Annotated in this window: 16 protein-coding genes and 1 pseudogene; 6 read left to right on the top strand and 11 right to left on the bottom strand. The window is 64.9% G+C overall.

Annotated elements, in window-relative coordinates; all coding sequences use genetic code 11:
* Window positions 1-53 precede the first annotated feature (53 nt).
* From BZG29_RS25365 to BZG29_RS25355, 3 genes are all read left to right on the top strand, one after another.
* The gene (locus BZG29_RS25365) at window positions 54-2,795 is read left to right on the top strand and encodes a DUF4118 domain-containing protein (protein WP_077408535.1); all 2,742 of its coding nucleotides are present in this window, start codon (window positions 54-56) and stop codon (window positions 2,793-2,795) included.
* Window positions 2,792-3,490, top strand: coding sequence for a two-component system response regulator KdpE (gene kdpE, locus BZG29_RS25360; protein WP_034746496.1), 699 nt, complete (start codon window positions 2,792-2,794; stop codon window positions 3,488-3,490). The genes BZG29_RS25365 and kdpE overlap by 4 nt, the downstream gene beginning before the upstream one ends.
* 131 nt (window positions 3,491-3,621) lie before the next feature.
* The gene (locus BZG29_RS25355) at window positions 3,622-4,371 is read left to right on the top strand and encodes a TorF family putative porin (RefSeq protein ID WP_077409285.1); all 750 of its coding nucleotides are present in this window, start codon (window positions 3,622-3,624) and stop codon (window positions 4,369-4,371) included.
* A 55-nt stretch (window positions 4,372-4,426) separates the two neighbouring features.
* On the opposite strand, the gene BZG29_RS25350 is transcribed toward BZG29_RS25355, so the two are convergent.
* Genes BZG29_RS25350 through BZG29_RS25340 form a run of 3 tightly spaced genes read right to left on the bottom strand, consistent with a single transcriptional unit; the run spans window position 4,427 to window position 6,280 of the window.
* Window positions 4,427-4,936, bottom strand: coding sequence for a cobyrinic acid ac-diamide synthase (locus tag BZG29_RS25350; protein ID WP_253192700.1), 510 nt, complete (start codon window positions 4,934-4,936; stop codon window positions 4,427-4,429).
* A 10-nt stretch (window positions 4,937-4,946) separates the two neighbouring features.
* The gene (gene dapA / locus BZG29_RS25345; protein ID WP_077408533.1) at window positions 4,947-5,984 is read right to left on the bottom strand and encodes a 4-hydroxy-tetrahydrodipicolinate synthase; all 1,038 of its coding nucleotides are present in this window, start codon (window positions 5,982-5,984) and stop codon (window positions 4,947-4,949) included.
* Window positions 5,981-6,280, bottom strand: coding sequence for a hypothetical protein (locus tag BZG29_RS25340; RefSeq protein WP_253192699.1), 300 nt, complete (start codon window positions 6,278-6,280; stop codon window positions 5,981-5,983). Before BZG29_RS25340 ends, dapA begins: the two co-directional genes overlap by 4 nt.
* 218 nt (window positions 6,281-6,498) lie before the next feature.
* On the opposite strand from BZG29_RS25340, the gene BZG29_RS25335 reads away from it, so the two are divergent.
* Window positions 6,499-7,500: a gamma-glutamyl-gamma-aminobutyrate hydrolase family protein gene (locus BZG29_RS25335; protein WP_077408532.1), complete on the top strand. Its 1,002-nt coding sequence runs from the start codon at window positions 6,499-6,501 to the stop codon at window positions 7,498-7,500.
* On the top strand, window positions 7,497-8,576 hold the full coding sequence (locus tag BZG29_RS25330) for an alginate lyase family protein (protein ID WP_150131051.1): 1,080 nt from the start codon (window positions 7,497-7,499) through the stop codon (window positions 8,574-8,576). Before BZG29_RS25335 ends, BZG29_RS25330 begins: the two co-directional genes overlap by 4 nt.
* A 13-nt stretch (window positions 8,577-8,589) precedes the next feature.
* Here BZG29_RS25330 and BZG29_RS25325 read toward each other — a convergent pair whose 3' ends face one another.
* From BZG29_RS25325 to BZG29_RS25295, 8 genes and pseudogenes are all read right to left on the bottom strand, one after another.
* The gene (locus BZG29_RS25325; RefSeq protein ID WP_077409284.1) at window positions 8,590-11,058 is read right to left on the bottom strand and encodes a TonB-dependent receptor; all 2,469 of its coding nucleotides are present in this window, start codon (window positions 11,056-11,058) and stop codon (window positions 8,590-8,592) included.
* Between the two features lie 95 nt (window positions 11,059-11,153).
* Entirely contained in the window at window positions 11,154-11,960 is an 807-nt protein-coding gene (locus BZG29_RS28615) for a FecR family protein (protein ID WP_253192916.1), read from the bottom strand.
* 27 nt (window positions 11,961-11,987) lie between these two features.
* Window positions 11,988-12,470: pseudogene (locus BZG29_RS28610) on the bottom strand (sigma-70 family RNA polymerase sigma factor); the annotation flags it as partial.
* Window positions 12,471-12,667: 197 nt separating this feature from the next.
* Window positions 12,668-13,798 (bottom strand): YbdK family carboxylate-amine ligase, encoded by a 1,131-nt coding sequence (locus BZG29_RS25315; RefSeq protein WP_034780287.1) that lies wholly within the window; start codon window positions 13,796-13,798, stop codon window positions 12,668-12,670.
* Window positions 13,799-14,986 (bottom strand): cation:proton antiporter, encoded by a 1,188-nt coding sequence (locus BZG29_RS25310; RefSeq protein WP_034780723.1) that lies wholly within the window; start codon window positions 14,984-14,986, stop codon window positions 13,799-13,801.
* A gap of 313 nt (window positions 14,987-15,299) precedes the next feature.
* A complete protein-coding gene (locus BZG29_RS25305; RefSeq protein WP_077408529.1) occupies window positions 15,300-16,469 on the bottom strand; it encodes a VWA domain-containing protein in 1,170 nt (389 codons plus the stop codon).
* Window positions 16,463-17,113 (bottom strand): GNAT family protein, encoded by a 651-nt coding sequence (locus tag BZG29_RS25300; protein WP_077408528.1) that lies wholly within the window; start codon window positions 17,111-17,113, stop codon window positions 16,463-16,465. Before BZG29_RS25300 ends, BZG29_RS25305 begins: the two co-directional genes overlap by 7 nt.
* A gap of 9 nt (window positions 17,114-17,122) precedes the next feature.
* Window positions 17,123-17,992, bottom strand: coding sequence for a MoxR family ATPase (locus BZG29_RS25295; RefSeq protein WP_253192698.1), 870 nt, complete (start codon window positions 17,990-17,992; stop codon window positions 17,123-17,125).
* Window positions 17,993-18,225: 233 nt separating this feature from the next.
* Between BZG29_RS25295 and BZG29_RS25290 the strand changes: the two genes are divergently transcribed.
* Window positions 18,226-18,555, top strand: coding sequence for a cytochrome c (locus BZG29_RS25290; RefSeq protein WP_077408527.1), 330 nt, complete (start codon window positions 18,226-18,228; stop codon window positions 18,553-18,555).
* The last annotated feature ends 1 nt before the right edge of the window (window position 18,556 follow it).

Genomic DNA, 18,556 nt, shown 5'->3' with positions numbered 1-18,556 from the left:
TGCAGGGGCAGAGCCGCCGGTTTTGCCCCTGGTTTTGACCTTAAAAGATACCCATGCTCCCCAACGACAGCCAACGCCCCGACCCTGATGCCCTGCTGGCGCAAGTGCAGGCGCAGGAAAAGAAAGCCGCGCGCGGCCGGCTGCGCATTTATTTCGGCGCCTCGGCCGGCGTCGGCAAGACCTACGCGATGCTGGCGGCCGCCCGCAAATTGCTGGCCGACGGCCAGGATTTGCTGGTGGGCGTGGTGGAGACGCATGGGCGCCAGGATACGGCTGCCCAGCTTGACGGCTTGCCCGTGCTGCCCCTGAAGGCCATCGAGTACCGGGGCAAGACCTTGTACGAGTTCGACCTGGACGAAGCGCTGCGGCGCGCGCCAGCGCTGATACTGATGGATGAACTGGCCCATTCGAACGTGGCCGGTTCGCGCCATCCGAAGCGCTGGCAGGATGTCGAGGAATTGCTGGCGGCCGGCATCGACGTGCTGTCGACCGTCAACGTGCAGCACCTGGAAAGCCTCAACGATGTGGTAGGCGGTATCACGGGCGTGCGCGTGGCCGAGACCTTGCCCGACACGGTGTTCGACCGCGCCGATGAAGTGGTGCTGGTCGATATCCCCGCCGATGAACTGCTGCGCCGCCTGAAGCAGGGCAAGGTGTATCAGCCGCTGCAGGCCGAGCGGGCGTCCCAGCATTTTTTCCGCAAGGGGAACCTGATCGCCCTGCGCGAACTGGCCTTGCGCCGCACGGCGGACCGGGTGCAGGACGACGTGCAAGCTTACCGCGTCGAGAAATCCATCAATCCCGTGTGGAAGACGGGCGCCGCGCTGCTGGCCTGCGTGGGACCGCACGCGGGGGGGGAGCACGTGATCCGCAGCACGGCGCGCCTGGCCAGTCAGCTGAACGCGGAATGGCACGCGCTGTACGTGGAAACGCCGCGTTTGCAGCGCCTGCCGGCGAGCCAGCGCGAACGCATCCTGAAAACGCTGAAACTGGCGCAGGACCTGGGCGCGCGCACCGCCATTGTGCCATCCGCCGACATCGCCGGCGCCGTGGTCGAATATGCGCGCAGCGCGAATATTTCTAAAGTCATCGTCGGGCGTGGCCACGCCGGCGCGCTGGCGCGCCTGTGGCATGCGCCGCCGGCCGCGCGCATGGCCAGCCTGGCGCCCGATATCGATTTGATCGAGGTGGGCTTGCCGCCAGCCGATGCGGCGCCGCGGCGCGCAGCCGGCGACGACGCGGAGACGCCGCGCCGGCCGTCGCGCCATTGGCGTTACATATTGGCCGGCGGCGCCAGCCTGGGCACGGCCCTCGCCTCGGTCCCATTGCAACCTTACCTGGACCTGGCCAATATCGCCATGCTGTCCTTGCTGACGGTGGTGCTGGTGGCCGTGCGCCTGGGGCGTGGGCCGGCGGCGCTGGCCAGCCTGGTGGGCGTGGCCTGCTTCGATTTCATCTTCGTACCGCCCCGTTTCTCGTTTGCTGTGGGCGATTTTCAGTACGTGATCACGTTTGGCGTGATGCTGGCCGTGGGACTGATCACGGGCCACCTGACGGCCGGCCTGCGCTTCCAGGCGCGCGTGGCCTCGCACCGCGAAGCGCGCGCCCGCGCCCTGTACGAATTCTCGCGCGAGTTGTCCGGCGTGCTGCAGACGGAGCAGATTTTCGACATCACGAAAAGTGCCATCGAACGGGCGTTCCGCGCGCGCGCCACCTTGCTGCTGCCCGATGACGAGGGCAGCTTGCAGGCCACGAACGGCGGCGAACCGCTCGATATCGGCATCGCGCAGTGGGCCTTCGACCATGCGCAGGCGGCGGGGACGGGCACGGATACCTTGCCGGCGTCGCCCATTTTCTACCTGCCGCTGATCGCGCCCATGCGCACGCGTGGCGTGCTGGCGCTGCTGCCGCTCGATGGCGCGCAGCGGGGGCGCTGGCTGCTGGTGCCGGAACAGCGGCAGCACCTCGATACCTTTGCCGCGCTGGCGGCCATCGCGCTTGAACGTGTGCATTACATCGATGTGGCCCAGGGCGCGCTGCTGCAGATGGAGTCCGAGCGGCTGCGCAATTCGCTGCTGGCGGCCCTGTCGCACGACTTGCGCACGCCATTGACGTCGCTGGTGGGCCTGGCCGAATCGCTGGCCCTGTCCCGGCCTGCGTTGTCGCCCGCGCAACTGGACATGGCGCGCTCGCTGCAGTCCGAAACCGTGCGCATGAGCGCCCTGGTGGCGAACTTGCTGGACATGGCGCGAATCGAGAGCGGCCAGGTGCGCCTGAATTTGCAATGGCAGGCGCTGGAAGAAGTGGTGGGCAGCGCGCTGCGCGCCAGCGGCCCGCAATTGCAGCAGCACGCCGTGCAGACGCAGCTGGCGCCGGACCTGCCACTGGTGCGCTACGATGCCGTGCTGATCGAGCGCGTGCTGTGCAACCTGCTGGAAAACGCGGCCAAGTACACGCCGCCCGGCAGCACCATCACGGTCGCGGCCGGGGTGCACGGCCAGTTCCTGCAGGTGACGGTGCTTGACGATGGCCCGGGCCTGCCGCCGGGCCGCGAAGAAGCCATCTTTGAAAAATTCACGCGCGGCGAGCGCGAATCGAACAAGCCGGGCGTCGGGCTGGGGCTGGCCATTTGCCGCGCCATCGTCGAAGCCCATGGCGGCACCATCCACGCGCAGCCCCACACGCCGGGGCAGGGCGCCGCCATCGTCTTCAGCCTGCCGCTGGGCACGCCGCCGGCGCCGCCGGAGATCGAGCTCGATGACGCCAACGACCATGAAACAGGAAAACCAACATGAACGAACCTTCCGCCACCGCCTTGCTGGTCGAGGATGAACCGCAAATCCGCCGCTTCGTGCGCGCCGCGCTGGAAGACGAGGGCTGGCAGATTTTCGAGTCCGCCACCATGCAGCGGGGCTTGATCGATGCCGGCACGCGGCGGCCCGACCTGATCGTGCTGGACCTGGGCCTGCCCGACGGCGACGGCATCGATTTCATCGCCGACATCCGCAAATGGTCGGCCGTGCCCATCATCGTGCTGTCGGCGCGGGTCGACGAGCAGGACAAGATCCGCGCGCTCGATGCGGGCGCCGACGACTATCTCACCAAGCCGTTCGGCGTGGGCGAACTGCTGGCCCGCGTGCGCGCCACCCTGCGCCGCCAGCGCCAGCCCGCCGCCAGCGACGATGGCGTGGTGCAGTTCGGCGACGTGCGCGTCGACCTGAAGGACCGCCTGGTGACGCGCAACAAGCAGCTGGTGCACATGACGCCGACGGAATTCCGTCTGCTGTCGGTGCTGGTGAAAAACGCGGGCAGGGTGGTCACCAATCCGCAGCTGCTGCGTGAAGTGTGGGGGCCGTCGAACAGCGAAAACGGCCACTACCTGCGCATCTACATGGGCCACCTGCGCCAGAAGCTGGAAGCCGACCCGGCCCAGCCGCAGTACCTGCTGACGGAAACGGCCGTCGGCTACCGGCTGCTGCTGCCGCTCTAACACCTGTGAATCCCCTGCTGGACAACAGGCGCCGCGCGCGCCAGGGGGACGCTTTACCCAAAATTTTGCAGCGGCGGGCCAGCTGCGCCATGTTGGCAAAGGCCCATACCACCCATGAAGAAGAAAAAACCATGAATAAAATGCTACTTGCACTTGCCGTCGCCACAGCCTTGACGGGCAGCCTGGCCCACGCGGATGAGGCCAAGCCCGACAACGAAGTCAGTTTCAACGTGGCCGGCGTGTCCGACTACCGTTATCGGGGCATCTCGCAGACGCGTTTGAAACCCGCGCTGCAGGGCGGCGTCGACTATGTCAACAATCCGACCGGCCTGTATGCGGGCGCATGGGCTTCCACCATCAAGTGGACCAAGGATGCGGGCGGCAGCGGCGACGTGGAAGTGGACCTGTATGCGGGCAAGCGCGGCCAGTTGGGCGGCGATGTCGGCTATGACGTGGGCGTGCTGGCGTATGTGTACGCGGACAACGGCTTGAAGCACGTCGGCGGCCTGGCCAACGCGGACACGCAGGAAGTCTACGGCCAGCTGTCGTACGGCCCCGCCTACGTCAAGTATTCGCACGCCGTCTCCAACCTGTTCGGCATCGTCAACAGCAAGAACAGCGCTTACCTGGACATCGGCGCGAATATCGACCTGACGAATGGCTGGACCGGCAACCTGCACGCGGGCCATCAGAAGGTCAAAAACAATGACGCGGCTAGCTACACGGACTGGAAAGTGGGCGTCACGCGCGATTTCGGTTTTGTTTCGGGCGCGCTGGCTGTGATCGGCACGAATGCGGGCAAATCGGCCTATGCCTCGCCCGTGAATGGCAAATTCATGGGCAAGACGGCGCTGCAGCTGACGGTCAGCAAGACGTTTTAATGGACTGAGTTGACTGAAAGGAGAGGCGGCGCATGCGCCGCCTTTTTTTGCGCGCTTACGCTGGCAGGTTGAAAACGGCGCAGTACAGCTGTCCCAGTCCGACCACGCGGGCGGCTGGAATCTGCGCGGCCAGCGCATGGGCGGGCGCCGCTTGCGCATCCGTTGCCAGCAGGACGCGCAGGCCCGGGTTGACGCTGCGCGCGTGCGCGATGCGGCGCGCCAGGCCCGCCTGCGCGGCGCCATCGACGACACCGTCGAGCGGCACCACCAGCACGCGCGCGGCGATCAGGGCCGAACGGCTGCCCATGGAGTCGCGGCCTTCGCTGTCGATGACGATGTCGTGGTAGCAGTGCACCAGGTGTTCCAGCTCCGGTTGCAAGCCCTTGGCGCTGATGGCGCGCGCCATCAGGCGCGGCCGGGTCAGGCTGCCGTGCATGGCGCCGTCGTGCATGTTCCTGGCTTGCGCCATGGCGCCCTGGCGCGGATCGGCATCGAGCAGCAATACCTTGCGTCCGGCCAGCGCGCGCGAGGCGGCCAGCCGCCCGGCCAGGATGGATTTCTCCATGCCCCCGCGTTCATCCGTGATGGCGATGATCATCTTGGCGCACGGCTGGCATGATGTTGGCGGGGGAGACCAGCTGGAGCAGACAGCCTTCGCGCGGCGCATCCCTGTCGCTGGCGGTCCAGACGGGCAATTCCATCAGGGGTTCGAGCGCCGCGGCCAGGGCGGCCTGGCCGGCGGCGGACATGGGCGTCATCGGCAGGCGCAATGCGTCGCGCGCCTTGCCTTGCATGGCCAGCGCCGCTTTCACGGGAGCGGGATTCGGTTCGGCAAACAGCAGGCGGATGACGGGCAGCATGGTCTTGAACAGGGCGCCGGCGGCGCCGTGGCGGCCCTGCCTGACGAGGTGGTACAACTGTGCATACAGGTCGGGGCGCACCTGCGCGGCGGCCGACATGGCGCCGTGGCCGCCCATGGACAGGCTGGCCAGCAGCAGCGCATCGTCGCCGCACAGCACGTCCAGGCGCGTGTCGAGCAGCAGTTCGCCCAGCTGCTGCAGCTTGCCGCCCGCTTCCTTGATGGCGACGAAGTGCGAGTCGCGCGCCAGCAGCGCCGCCGTCTGCGGTTCGATATTGACGCCCGTGCGGGCCGGCACGTTGTACAGCACGATGGACTGGTCGGTGGCGGCGGCGATGGCCTGGAAGTGGCGCACGATGCCGTCCTGCGAAGGGCGTACATAGGACGGCGCCGAGATCAGCAGACCGGCCAGCGGATGGTCGTGATAGCGCTGTACCGTGGCGACGACGCCGCGCGTATCGCTGCCGCCGATACCCATCACGACGGGGAAGCGGGGGCCGACGGCTTCAAGCACGCTGTCGAGCAGCATGGTTTGTTCTGCGGCGCTCAGCATGGCCGCTTCGCCCGTGGTGCCGCACACCACCAGGCCATCGATGCCGCTGGCGGCCAGCTCGCATGCCAGCTGCTGGGCCGCGTCGAAGTCGATGTCGCCATCGCCATCAAGGAAGGGCGTGACCATCGGCACCCAGATGCCCTGGAAGTGGGCGGTGATGCGCGACGAAGACATGGCGTGCTCGCAGGAGTACTGGTTCATAGCGATTTCCCCTGGCTGATGCGGCCAAATTCCGCCGCCGGCAGCAGGCGCATGACGGCATCCATGGTCAGGCGCAGGGCCGGTTCCGTCACGCACAGCCAGACTTTCATGCGCTCGGCATGGTCGACCGCCTCGACGCGCATGAACGACAGCATGCCGCCGCAGGTCCGCACGACCAGCTGGCGCAGCTCGGCCAGGCAGGACTTGTCGACCGTGATATGCATGAGGAAGGTGGGCAGGCGGGGATGACGGTGGGGCAGGGCTTGATGCGATTGCAGGCGTGAATGGGGTTCCATGGTGGCTTTGCAGCGGTGGTTGAGGTACGTTCAAGATTAGCAGCGAGGGCGTAAAGATTCTCTAAAAAGCGGGGCCGTGGGCGTAAACGGTCTGTATGCGGCGGGCGCTCGCGTGTTGCGCAGATGTCCCGCGCGTGGGCTTTTGTTACAAAATTGAATCGTGCTTTCGGGGACAGGGGTTTATATTGAAAACGTCTCCGCTTTCAGTCAGCCTTGCCATGTCAGACGAAAAAGATCCCCAGCAGCCCCTATCCACCGATCCCGCAGCGCCGGCGCCGTCGCGGCCCGACCGGGTGGGCCGCCGGGCGCCCGATGAGGAGCACCGTGCGCGCGACGCCGCCCCCCGCTATCTGAAGGATAACGACACGCCGCTGGCGCTGGCCTGGCGGGTGATCTCGTCGCGCTACCGCTCCATGCGCGACAAGGCCAGCCGCGATTTCATGCGGCGCACCCTGCGCATCGGCATCTCGGCGCGCATTTTCCACCCGGAGCCGGGCGCCACTGGCCTGCGCAGCAAGAACCTGCAATACCTGGAAGAGTCGATCGCGCAGTGGGTCATGTCGCGCGACGTGCTGGTGTTCATGATCCCGACCGTCAATACCAGTGGCCAGCTACATCCGAGCAATATCACGTTGCGCCACTATGCGCGTCACCTGGACGGCCTGGTGCTGCAGGGCGGCGCCGACGTCTCGCCGCAGACGTATTCCGAGGCGGCCACGCGGCCCGAATGGAGCGGCGACCGCGCGCGCGACCTGTACGAGCTGGAACTGCTGCACGAATTCGTCGACGCGGGCAAACCCGTGCTGGGCATTTGCCGCGGTTGTCAACTGATCAACGTGGGCTTTGGCGGCACCCTGTACCAGGACATCGCCTCGGACGTGGCAGGCGCCACCTCGCACGTCAACGACCTGTATGACCGCCACCGCCACAGCATCGTCTTCCCGAAAGGCTCGTCGCTGGCAGGCATGTTCCCGAAGGCGGGCGAGGCGCTCGTCAACTCCATCCACCACCAGTCGGTCAAGGATCTGGGGCGCGATATTACCGTGGAAGCGTATTCGCAAGGGGACAATATCGTCGAAGCCATCCGCTACCAGCGGGCACGCTTCGTCATGGGCTTGCAGTGGCATCCGGAATTCCATTCGGCGGGTGGCGTCGAACTGCTCGATTGCACGCCCATCCTAGATAACTTTTTGCGCGCGGCGCGGGAGACGCGGTTTTGAGTACCCATCTGATGCGCCGGCGCACCGTGCTGGCCGGCCTGCTGGCGTTGCCCCTGGCCGGCTTGCGCGCGGCGCCGCGCCCGCCTGAAGGCGCGCTGCCGTTTGCGCTGACGTCCGCCGCGCGCGCCCGCACGCTCAAGGCGCGGGTGGCGCCGGCCATTGCCGAGCAGGTGCTCAAGGCGGCGCGCAAGGATGCGGCGCGGCCCGTGCACCTGATGGCCGAAGTGCGCACGGGCGGCTTGCTGAAGGGAGAAGGCGGACGCGAGACCAGCCAGCAGGCGCAGGAGGACTGGCGCCAGGCGCGCCTGCAGGCGCTGGCCTGGAGATTATCGGGCGAGATGGCGCATTTCGAGGCAGCGCGCCAGCTGTTGCTGGCCTGGAGCGGTACTTATCAGCCATCGTTCAGTCCCGTCGACGAGACGGAGCTGGCCAGCCTGCTGATGGGCTTTGACCTGGTACAGGAACGCTTGAACGGCGTCGAGCGCGAGCAGGTGCAGGCGTTTTGCCGCACCCTGGCGCACGGGTATCTGAGTGATCCCGTCAAGGTGGGCGGCCCGTCCACGGCGCGCAACAACTGGCATAGCCACCGCATCAAGATCGGCACGGCCGCCGCGTATGTCACGGGCGAGGCCTTGCTGATCGCGCGCGCGAAGGAGCGCTTCCTGGCGCACGTGCCGCGCAATATCGGCGCCGGTGGCGTGCCCTTCGACTTCGAGCAGCGCGACGCCCTGCATTACACCACCTACAGCCTGGAGCCGTTGTTGACGACGGCCCTGATGGCGCAGGCGCATGGCGACGACTGGTATGGCGCGCCGGAAGCGCGGCGCCTGGCCGAGGCGCTGGCCTGGCTGGCGCCGTATGCGCAGGGCAGAAAGACGCACGAGGAATTCGCGAAAAGCGCCGTGCCCTTCGACCGCAAGCGCGTGGCGGCCGGCGAAAAGGGTTTTACGGGGAATTGGGAGCCCAGGGGCGCCGCCAATGTGTATCTGCTGGCGGCGCGCTTCGATCCCGCTTATCTGTCTCTGGCGCTGGAATTGCGCCCGCCAGCCTGGGCGCTGGCGCTGTATGGAACTTAGTTAGAACTTCGCGTTAAAATTTCGTCCGTACGGTGAACATCACATTGCGCGGTTCGCCGTAGAAGCCCGTCTGGAACAGACCCAGTCCCGTGAAGTACTTCTTGTCGAGCAGGTTGTTCACGTTGAGGCTGGCCGTGACGTTCTTGCTGATCTCGTAGCGCGCCATCAGGTTGACCAGCGCATAGCCGCCCTGCTTGATGCGGGAATAGTCCACGATGGCGGGGTTCCAGATATTGCCGTCGTAGCTGCTTTGCCAGTTGATGCCGCCACCGACGGTCAGCTTGTCCAGGCTGGCCGGCAGGCGCCACGTGCCCTGTACGCGCACCAGGTGGGCAGGCTGCGTGGTTTGCATCATGGTGGAAAACACGTCCTTGCCATCCGCGTCGCGCACATGCGCATAGGTATAGCCGGCGCTCAGCTTCACGTCCTTCATCACTTCGCCCGTCACTTCCATTTCCACGCCGCGGCTGGTGACGCCATCGATGGCCTTGAACACGGCCTCACCGTTGACTTCGCCCGCAGGGCCGGCCACGTTGCTCTGGCGGATCTGGAACAGGGCGGCGCTGGCATTGACCTTGCCGTCGAGATACTCCGCCTTCACACCCGCTTCCACACCCTTGCCGCGCACGGGCGACAGAAAATTACGGTTCACGTCGCGGCTGCTCTGCGGCGCGAAGATGGTCGTGTAGCTGCCGAACACGGAATAGGTCTTGTCGAGGTCATACACGACGCCCGCATACGGCGTGATGACGCCGCTTTCGTCCATGCGCGTATGGCTGGGCGTGGCATTGTCGAATAAGCTGCGCTTCTGATCCATCTTGTAGTTGCTGATCCGCGTGCCGACGATCACCGATAGCGCATCGCTCGGGCGCAGGCGCACGGCGCCATACAGGCCGCTCTGGCGCGTGCTGTCATCATCGTTGCCCTGGTGTTCGAACGCCGGCTCCGCATACTGGCCGCGCCAGTCGAAGTAGCTGCCGTCCAGGGGCGGATAGACCGATTTGTAGACGGGGGCGTCCTGCTTGGCCGTCGACGAAGAATAGCCCAGCATGGCTTCATGCTGGCGGCCGAACAGGGTAAACGGGCCGCTGGCGTCGACGTTGACGGTGGTCTGGCGGCGGTCGCCCTTGTATTTTCCCATGAAGAAATAGGCGCCTTCGCCCGTGACGGGGTCGGGATTGCCGTTGCTGGCCGAGCCGAGCACGCTGTCATGCTTGCTGCGCAACTGGTTGGCGCTCAATTTCACTTTCCACGCGTTGGCGAAGCTGTGTTCCAGCGACGAGAACAGCGTGGTGTTCTTCATGTCGCGGCGGCTCCAGTCGGTGGCAGGATTCCACGAAGTGGGAAAGTTCGTGCGCGTGCCGCCGGAAAACAACAGGGGAAAGCCCGTCCAGGTGGAGCCGCGCGGCTTGTAATCCTGGTGCGTGAAGCCGGCCGTCAGCAGGGTGACGGGTGTCAGGTCCGCTTCGATGATGCCGTAGGCGACGGATTTCTGCTGCGTGTAGCGGTCCAGGTAGGAGTGCTTGTCCTGGTAGGCGGCCACCAGGCGGCCGCGCAGCGTGCGGCTGTCGTTCAGGGGGCCGGAGACATCGGCTTCGCCGCGGTAGTTGTCCCACGATCCCGCGCCCAGGGTGGCCGAGCCCTCGAAGCTGGCAGTGGGGCGCTTGCGCACCATGTTGACGGTGGCCGACGGGTCGCCCGAGCCGCTCATCAAGCCCGTCGCGCCCTTCAGCACTTCGATGCGGTCATAGATGGCCATGTCGCTGTTGGTGGTGCCCCAGTCGTACACGCCGTCATAGATGGCAGACACGCCGTCGTACTGGAAATTGGTGACGGCAAAGCCGCGCGCCTGGAAGCTCCAGCGGTCGCTGTCGTAGTTTTGCACGCTCACGCCATTGACGTTTTTCATGACGTCGGAGACGGCGTTGCTGTTCTGGTCATCCATCTGCTGGCGCGTGACGATGGTCAGCGACTGCGGCGTTTCGCGCTGCGTCAACGCCAGGCCAGTGGCGCCGCTGGCGGGACCGCCCGTATAGCTGCCCGTGCCGCTGGTGGCGGCGCTGCGCTCGGCTGTCGCCACCACGGTGACGCCGCCCATGACGGCCACGCCGCGGCTGTCCGCAGTGGCAGCGTTCGTGCTGGCGGCGATCTTTTGCAGCAGATAGCCGCCGTTCGTCTGCGGCACGGCTTGCAGGCCGCTGCCGGCCAGCAGCACGCGGAAACCATCGTGCACGCCATAGCTGCCTTGCAGACCGGCGCTGCGCAAGCCTTGCGTGGCGTCGCTGGAAAACGACAATAAAATGGCGCTCTCGCTGCCGAAGCGCGTCAGCACATCGCCCAGCGCGCCGGCGGGAATGCTGTAGACGCGCACTTGCTGGCTTTGTGCCTGGGCCAGCGCCGGCAGGGTGAGAGCCATGCCGATCTGCGACAGGGCGCAGGCCAGGACGGTGCGGGTGAGGAGGGAACGCGAAGCGTGGTGCATGGAATAAAACCTTTCGTGGATGCGCAAGATGGAGACTGCCTGTCTACCAAGTCACGCGAGCACGCCGAAACAGCTCACTTTGCAGAAAATTTAATTCAGCGCGCCGCCAGTTCGATCCTGACGACTTGATGGCCCCAGAAGCGCGTGACGGTATTGCGCCGCAATTGCAAGCTGGCGCCGACGGCGTCGAGGATGGCGCCCACATCGGCCAGCGGGTAGGAGCCTGAGACGCGCAGGCCGGCGATGGCCGGCGCGCAGGCCAGCGGATACTCGCTGTAGCGCGACAGCTCGGTGAGGAAATCGGCCAGGCGCATGTCGCGCGCCACCAGCATGCCATCGAGCCAGGCGCCGCCATACGGCGCCAGCGCCTGGCGGTGGCAGCTCGTGCCGTCGAAATGCGCGCCTTCGCCGGGATGCAGCACCAGGCGCTGTGCTCCATCGCCGGCCAGCACGGTGACGGCGCCTTCGAGCACGCCGGCGCTGGCGTATTGCTGGTGCAGGCGTACGGTGAAGCGCGTGCCCAGCGCCTGCAGGCTGCCATGCGGCGTGCCGACGAAGAAGGGCCGCCGTGCCGCATCCTTGGCGGTAGCGATGAAGATTTCACCGGCCAGCAGGTCGATGCGGCGCTGCGCGCCGTCGTAAGCGATATTCACGGCGCTGCTGGTATTGAGCGTGAGCCGCGTGCCGTCATCGAGGGTCACGACGCGGCGCTGGTTGACGCCCGTGCGGTAGTCGGCCGTCCAGCCGCGCCATGGGCTGCGGCGTTCGAACGCATACAGCGAGGCGCCGCAGGCCAGCAGCAGGGCCAGCGTCTTGACGGCATGGCGGCGCGGGGCGTTGGCTTGCACGCAGGCGCGCAGCAGGCTCGCGTGCGCCGCGGGCGGCAGATGCTCGTGCTGCATTTGCAGCTGCTGCCACGCTTGCGTGGCGCTGCCGGCCCGCTGCAGATGGCGTTTGACTGTCGCCAGCGAGATGCCGAGCTGGCGCGCGATGTCTTCCTGCGGCAGCTCGTCGAGCTGCCGCAGTAAAAAAGCCCGTTTCACGGGAGGCGGCAAGCCGTCAAGCATGCGGTCGAGTTCAGACACGGTCGCCAGCAGCATTGCCCGTTCTTCGGGCGACGGCGCATGCCGGGGCGGCAGTTGCGCCAGCACGTCAAGGTAAGCCTGTTCGAGTTTCTGACGGCGGTAATGGTTGAACAGCACGCGCTGCGCGACGGTGGCGAGAAGGGCGCGCGGCTCGCGCGCGGCGACGGCGTCTTCGCGGTCGAGCAGGCGCATGAAGGTGTCGTGCGCCACATCGGCCGCGCAGGCCGTGCTGCCCAGCTTCTTGCGCAGCCATCCCTGCAGCCAGCCGTGGTGGTCGGCATACAGTGTCGCGATGTCCTGGCGTTGTAGCGGCTCTGCCAGCGGCATCGCATTCCCTTTGCATTTTTAAACAATAATAAGAATCATTCTCACTTATTGTAGCAAGCGGGAGAGGGGGCTGTAAATGACGGGGAGGCGGGGTGTGGTTTTTTTGCTTGACGTTGTTGAATGCTGGGGTCTGACCCGGCGGGACTCGGCGTCCCCGTCAGACCCCATGGACGCGACGTTGGCTGAGCCGGGCGGCGTCAGTAGTTCATGGGCTCGCCACGGAAGCAGCGGATGGCGGAATCGACCATGCCCTCGGCGCTGCCCTGCAGGCTGTGCTGCTTGCGCAGGTATTGCGCGTCGCTCCACTGCTTGGCCACGTCCGACAGGTGTTTCAGGGCCGGCGTGCTGCCCAGGGCCTCGGCGTGCGGTTCCATTTTGCGCAGGGTGGTCATGATGTCTTCGCGCAGCGACATCGTTTCGTAGGTTTTCGGATGCGTAATGGCGCCATCGAGGCCGAAGCGGCAGGCCTGGAAGCGGTTGTAGTTATACACGAGGTAATCGTCTTCCACCGGCGGCGTTTCGCGGCGTTCGAGCAGGTAGCGGCACAGGGCCTGCAGGTAGGCGGCCAGCGCGGCGGCCCGCTCCACCGTCAGCGGCGTGTCGCACACGCGCAGTTCGATGGTGCCGAATTCCGGCTTGGGACGGATATCCCAGTAAAAATCCTTCATGCTCTTGATAATGCCCGTGTTCTCCATCTTGGCGAAATACTCGTTGGAGAACTGGTCCCAGCTGAGGGTGAACGGCGCGCGCCCGCTCATGGGAAACGCGAACACAGAGTTCAGGCGGGCCGAATCGAACAGGGTGTCGCGTCCCTGCACGTAGGGCGAGGAAGCCGACAGGGCGATGAAGTGGGGGATGTAGCGGTTCAGCGAATGCAGCAGGAACATGGCGTCGTCGCCCGAGGCGCAGCCGATGTGCACGTGCTGGCCGAAGATGGTGAACTGCTTGGCCAGGTAGCCGTACAGTTCCGAGATTTCCTGGAAGCGGGGCTTGGAAAAGATCTTTTGCGACGACCATTGCTGGAACGGGTGCGTGCCGCCGCCCGCGATGCCGATATTGAGCTTGTCGCCAGCCGTGATCAAGGTGTCGCGGATTTCCTGCAACTGCTCCAGCAGGGGGCCGTGATGCGTGTGCACGCTCGAGTTAATCTCGATCATGCTCTCGGTGATTTCCGGCGTGACGTTGCCGGGGAACGGTTTCTTGTTCAGCAAATGCAGCAGGTCGGGGCTGGCGGCCGTCAAGTCATAGTCCGACAGGTTCACCAGTTGCAGTTCGAGTTCGACGCCGAAGGTCAGCGCGGCCGATTGGCCAAAGGGTTCCAGCGGCATTTAGCGCTCCTTGATTTCGTGGGTTTCTTTGGCCAGCATCAGCACGCGCTGCACCAGCACGGGGCCGACCAGTTCCAGGCCCAGGGTGATGGCGGCCAGGGCGTTCAATTCGTCGCCGAAGTTCACGCCGTGCTGGCGCGCATGTTCGAGCAGCAGGATGATGAAGACGGAGACGGGCGTCAGCGCCACGCCCGTCAGCACGCCCTTGCGCCAGGAAATGCCGCTCACATGCGAAAACGCGGCCACGCCGACGACTTTTGTCAGCAATCGCCCGCCGACGACGGCCAGGGCCAGGCCCGCGCCGGCTGCTACGCTGGCCCATTCCAGGGTCGAAGCGGCATACACGAACAGCAGCACCGTCAGCAGTTCGCCCAGCGCGCCGAAATTGCGTTGCGCCTGGCTGAAGGCGACACGGCGGTGGCGTGCCACCAGGCCGAAGGTGAGGGTGGCCAAGAGCGGCGACAGGCTGGTGGTGTAGGTGAGGGCGACGAGCAGCATCACCGACAGCGCGAAGGCGACGGTGGCGTCCTGCGCCATGTTGCCCAGCCGGCGCAGCATGGCTGGCACGACGATGCCGAAGACGGTGCCGGCGGCCACGGAGGCGGCCAGCACGGCGGCGCTGCTGCTGCTCGCCTCGATCAGGTCTGTGGAGCTCTGGAACATCCAGAAGCCGACGATGATGTTGAACGTGAAGACGGCCAGCACGCAATTGAGGGCGGTGAGGTGGACGATGCGTTCCGTCACCTGGCCCGAGCTGCGCTCCTCGTTAATGACGCGCATGATGGTGGCCGGCGAGGTGGACATGGCCAGGGACGCCAGCAGCAGCGCCGTCATCGAGGTGGAACCGAATTCGATGCCGATGAAGTAGACGACGGCAAAGGTCAGCAGGGATTCGACCAGGCCCGTGACGGCGATCCACGGATTGTTCTTCAGCCAGCGCAGGTTGATGCGGTAGCCGACTTCGAACAGGATCAGGCCGAAGGCCACGTCGGCCAGCACCAGCATGGGGCCGGCGTCCGTCTGCGGCAGGATGCCTACCTGGGTTTGCGCGAGGACGAAACCGATCACGCCGTAAAAACTGATGCGCGGCAGGCCAGTCCAGCGGTGGCCGAATTCGCCCACCACCCAGGCCAGGGTGATGGCGAACGGCCAGGACAGGTCGGCGGCGATCGAGATCAGACTTTGCATGCTCATTCCTTTGAAAATGGCGCTGGCACCGGCCGGCAGCACTGGGGCTGGCGCGGCAATGTCGTGGTGCAGCGGTGGTGCATGGTTTGCGCAGAGCGATGCGCCGATTCTACCGGAGCAGAAGGCGCGCACGATGTGCGCAATCGAACAGTGTCGCGGTCATGGCGGCCGCGCACGGGATGCAGCAGGGTAGGGCAGGGCTGGTATCGGCGTATGCTACCTGCCCGCAGCGGAGAGGCTCCGCACGGTAGTGCCGTGTCGCAGTGTACGGCATGGCGGCCCCCAGCCGCCATGGACTTTTTGTTGCGTGCTTTTATTTACTGAGCAGACGCATGCCCCGTTCCAGCCCGTCGATCGACAGGGGGAACATGCGGTTGTTCATCAACTGCCGCATCACGCCGATCGACTGACGGTACTGCCACAATCCCTCCGATTCGGGATTGAGCCAGATGAATTTCGGGAACGCCTGGGTAAAGCGCGCCAGCCACGCCGATCCCGCTTCCTCGTTGTTGTATTCGACGCTGCCGCCCGGCTGCAGGATTTCGTAGGGGCTCATGGTGGCGTCGCCGACGAAAATCAGCTTGGTGTCGGGCGGGTACTTGCGCAGCACGTCCCAGGTGGGAAAACGCTCGGCGTTGCGGCGCCGGTTGTTCTTCCACAGGTAGTCGTAGACGCAGTTGTGAAAGTAAAAGAATTCCATGTTCTTGAATTCCGTCTTCGCCGCCGAGAACAGTTCCTCGGTGCGCTCGATATGGTCGTCCATGCTGCCGCCCACGTCGAGCAGCATCAGCACCTTGATGCGGTTCTTGCGCTCGGGCCGCATCCTGATGTCGAGGTAGCCCGCATTGTTCGCCGTGGCGGCGATGGTGGCGTCGAGCGCCAGTTCATCTTCCGCGCCTTCGCGCGCGAACTTGCGCAGGCGGCGCAAGGCCACCTTGATGTTGCGCGTGCCGAGTTCGCGCTCGTCGTCGTAATCCTTGTAGCTGCGCGCTTCCCACACTTTCACTGCCGTGCGGTTGCCGCCCTTGCCGCCGATGCGGATGCCTTCCGGGTTCGTGCCGCCATTGCCGAACGGCGAGGTGCCGCCCGTGCCGATCCACTTGCTGCCGCCCTCGTGGCGCTCCTTCTGTTCCTTCAGCAGCTCGTTCAGGCGGTCCATCAGCTTGTCGTAGCCGAATTTCTCCAGCTGCGCCTTCTGCTCTTCGGACAGCTCGCGCTGCATGCGTTTCAGCAGCCAGTCGAGGGGAATCGCCGCGTTCGTGTCGAAAGCCGCGTTGACGCCCTTGAAGTACTGGGCAAAGGCGCGGTCGAACTTGTCGAAATGGGCCTCATCTTTGACCAGGGTCAGGCGCGCCAGATAGTAAAAATCGTCCATCGAGGCGCCGATGACGTTCTTTTGCAGCGCCTCAAGAAGCGTCAAAAACTCCTTGATCGAGACGGGAATTTTCGCATCCTTGAGGGTGAAGAAGAAATCGATCAGCATGGCGCTTCCTCTGTCCCGGCGTCGCCTGCGCGGGGCAGTGCGGCGATGGGGCGCTGCGCCAGCTTGTAGCGCAGATGGGCGGCGATTTCCGGCCACTCGCCGCGCGTGATGCTGTACATGACGGTGTCGCGCACGGTGCCGTCGCGGCGCAGCGCATGGTGGCGCAGCACGCCGTCCTTTTTCGCGCCCAGGCGCTCGATGGCTGTTTGCGAGGCGTGGTTGAAGTTGTCGGTGCGCAGGCCCACCAGCGCGCAGCCGAGCACGTCGAAGGCGTGCGCCAGCAGCAGCAATTTGCAGGTGGTGTTGACGTGGCTGCGCTGGCAGCGCTTCGCATACCAGGTGTAGCCGATTTCCAGGCGCCCGATGGCTGGCACCACGTCGTGGTAGCTGGTGGTGCCGAGCACCTCGCCGCTGGCCATGTCGATGACGGCAAAGGCGAAGCGCGAAGGGCGCATCTCGATGCCCTTGAAAATGTACTGGTCCACCTGGTCCGGCTCGGGCACGGAGGTGACGCGCAGATTCCACAGTTCGCCATCCATGGCCGCCGCGCGCAGGCCGGGCGCGTGGTGCGGTGCCAGTGCTTCGAGGCGGATGCCGTGCAGTTCCAGGGGGACGAAGACCTTGTCCGGGCTGATGTCGTTCACCGGCGCTCCTTAGCGGTTGGTGCGCGACATGAACATCAGGCGCTCGAACAGGTGCACGTCCTGCTCGTTTTTCAGCAGCGCGCCGTGCAGCGGTGGCACGACGGCCTTGTTGTCCTTGCTGCGCAGCGCGTCAAAGGGGATGTCCTCGGCCAGCAGGAGCTTGAGCCAGTCGAGGAATTCCGACGTCGACGGCTTTTTCTTCAGGCCCGGCACGTCGCGCACTTCATAGAAGGTTTGCAGCGCCTGCGCCAGCAATTCCTGTTTCAGGTGGGGGTAGTGGACGGCGACGATCTGCTCCATCGTGTCCTTGTCCGGGAATTTGATGTAATGGAAGAAGCAGCGGCGCAGGAAGGCGTCCGGCAGTTCCTTTTCGTTGTTCGAGGTGATGATGACGAGCGGGCGATGGCGCGCCGTGACCATTTCGCGCGTTTCGTAGACATAGAATTCCATGCGGTCCAGTTCGCGCAGCAAGTCGTTCGGGAATTCGATGTCGGCCTTGTCGATTTCATCGATCAAGAGCACCACCGGTTCGGGCGCCGTGAATGCCTGCCACAGCACGCCCTTGACGATGTAGTTCTGGATGTCGCGCACGCGCTCGTCGCCCAGCTGCGAATCGCGCAGGCGCGAGACGGCGTCGTATTCGTACAGGCCCTGCTGCGCCTTGGTGGTCGATTTGATATGCCATTGCATCAGCGGCATGTTCAGCGCGGCGGCCACTTCCTCGGCCAGCATGGTCTTGCCCGTGCCCGGTTCGCCCTTGATCAGCAGCGGGCGTTGCAGGGTCAGCGCCGCATTCACGGCCAGTTTCAGGTCGGCGGTGGCGACATAGCTGTCGGAACCTTCGAAGCGTTGGCCTTGCTGGATGTGCTGTGCTTGCATGAGCGGTCTGCCAAAGTAGGGAAATGGTGAGTATAAACAGAACTGTGGCGCACCGCCACGCGGACGGCCTGTGCCTGCCTGCCTACAATGCGGGTTTTATAGGTGGACTTGCAAGAATATCTTGGCTAGAATCGGCAAGCAGCAGATTAATTGTCAACCTTAATTGTCAACACATAAAATCAATAAAAACCAGCTCTGGCGTTTCTCCGATTACCTTTGTTCACATTGCCACTATGAAAAAAATATTTGCACTTCTCGTGCTTGCCGGCATAGCAAATGCCGTCACAGCGGCTGACATTGTAGGAAACGCCAAGGCAGCGGCTGCCAAGGTGGAAATGTGTATCGGCTGCCACGGCATTCCCGGTTACAAGGCGACCTTCCCCGAAGTGTTCCAGGTGCCGATGATCGGCGGCCAGCCGGCAAAATATATCGAGAATGCGCTGCAAGCCTACAAGAAGGGCGACCGCAAGCACCCCAGCATGAAGGGCATCGCCAGCAGCCTGTCGGACCAGGATATCGCCGATGTCGCCGCGTATTATGCGCAACAAGCCAAGCCGAACTGAG

It is taken from the genome of Janthinobacterium sp. LM6 (assembly GCF_002002885.1).
GTDB classification, from domain to species: domain Bacteria; phylum Pseudomonadota; class Gammaproteobacteria; order Burkholderiales; family Burkholderiaceae_D; genus Janthinobacterium; species Janthinobacterium kumbetense.
The sequence above is the reverse complement of the archived record's forward strand: the minus strand, read 5'-3'. Positions and strand labels throughout refer to the sequence as shown.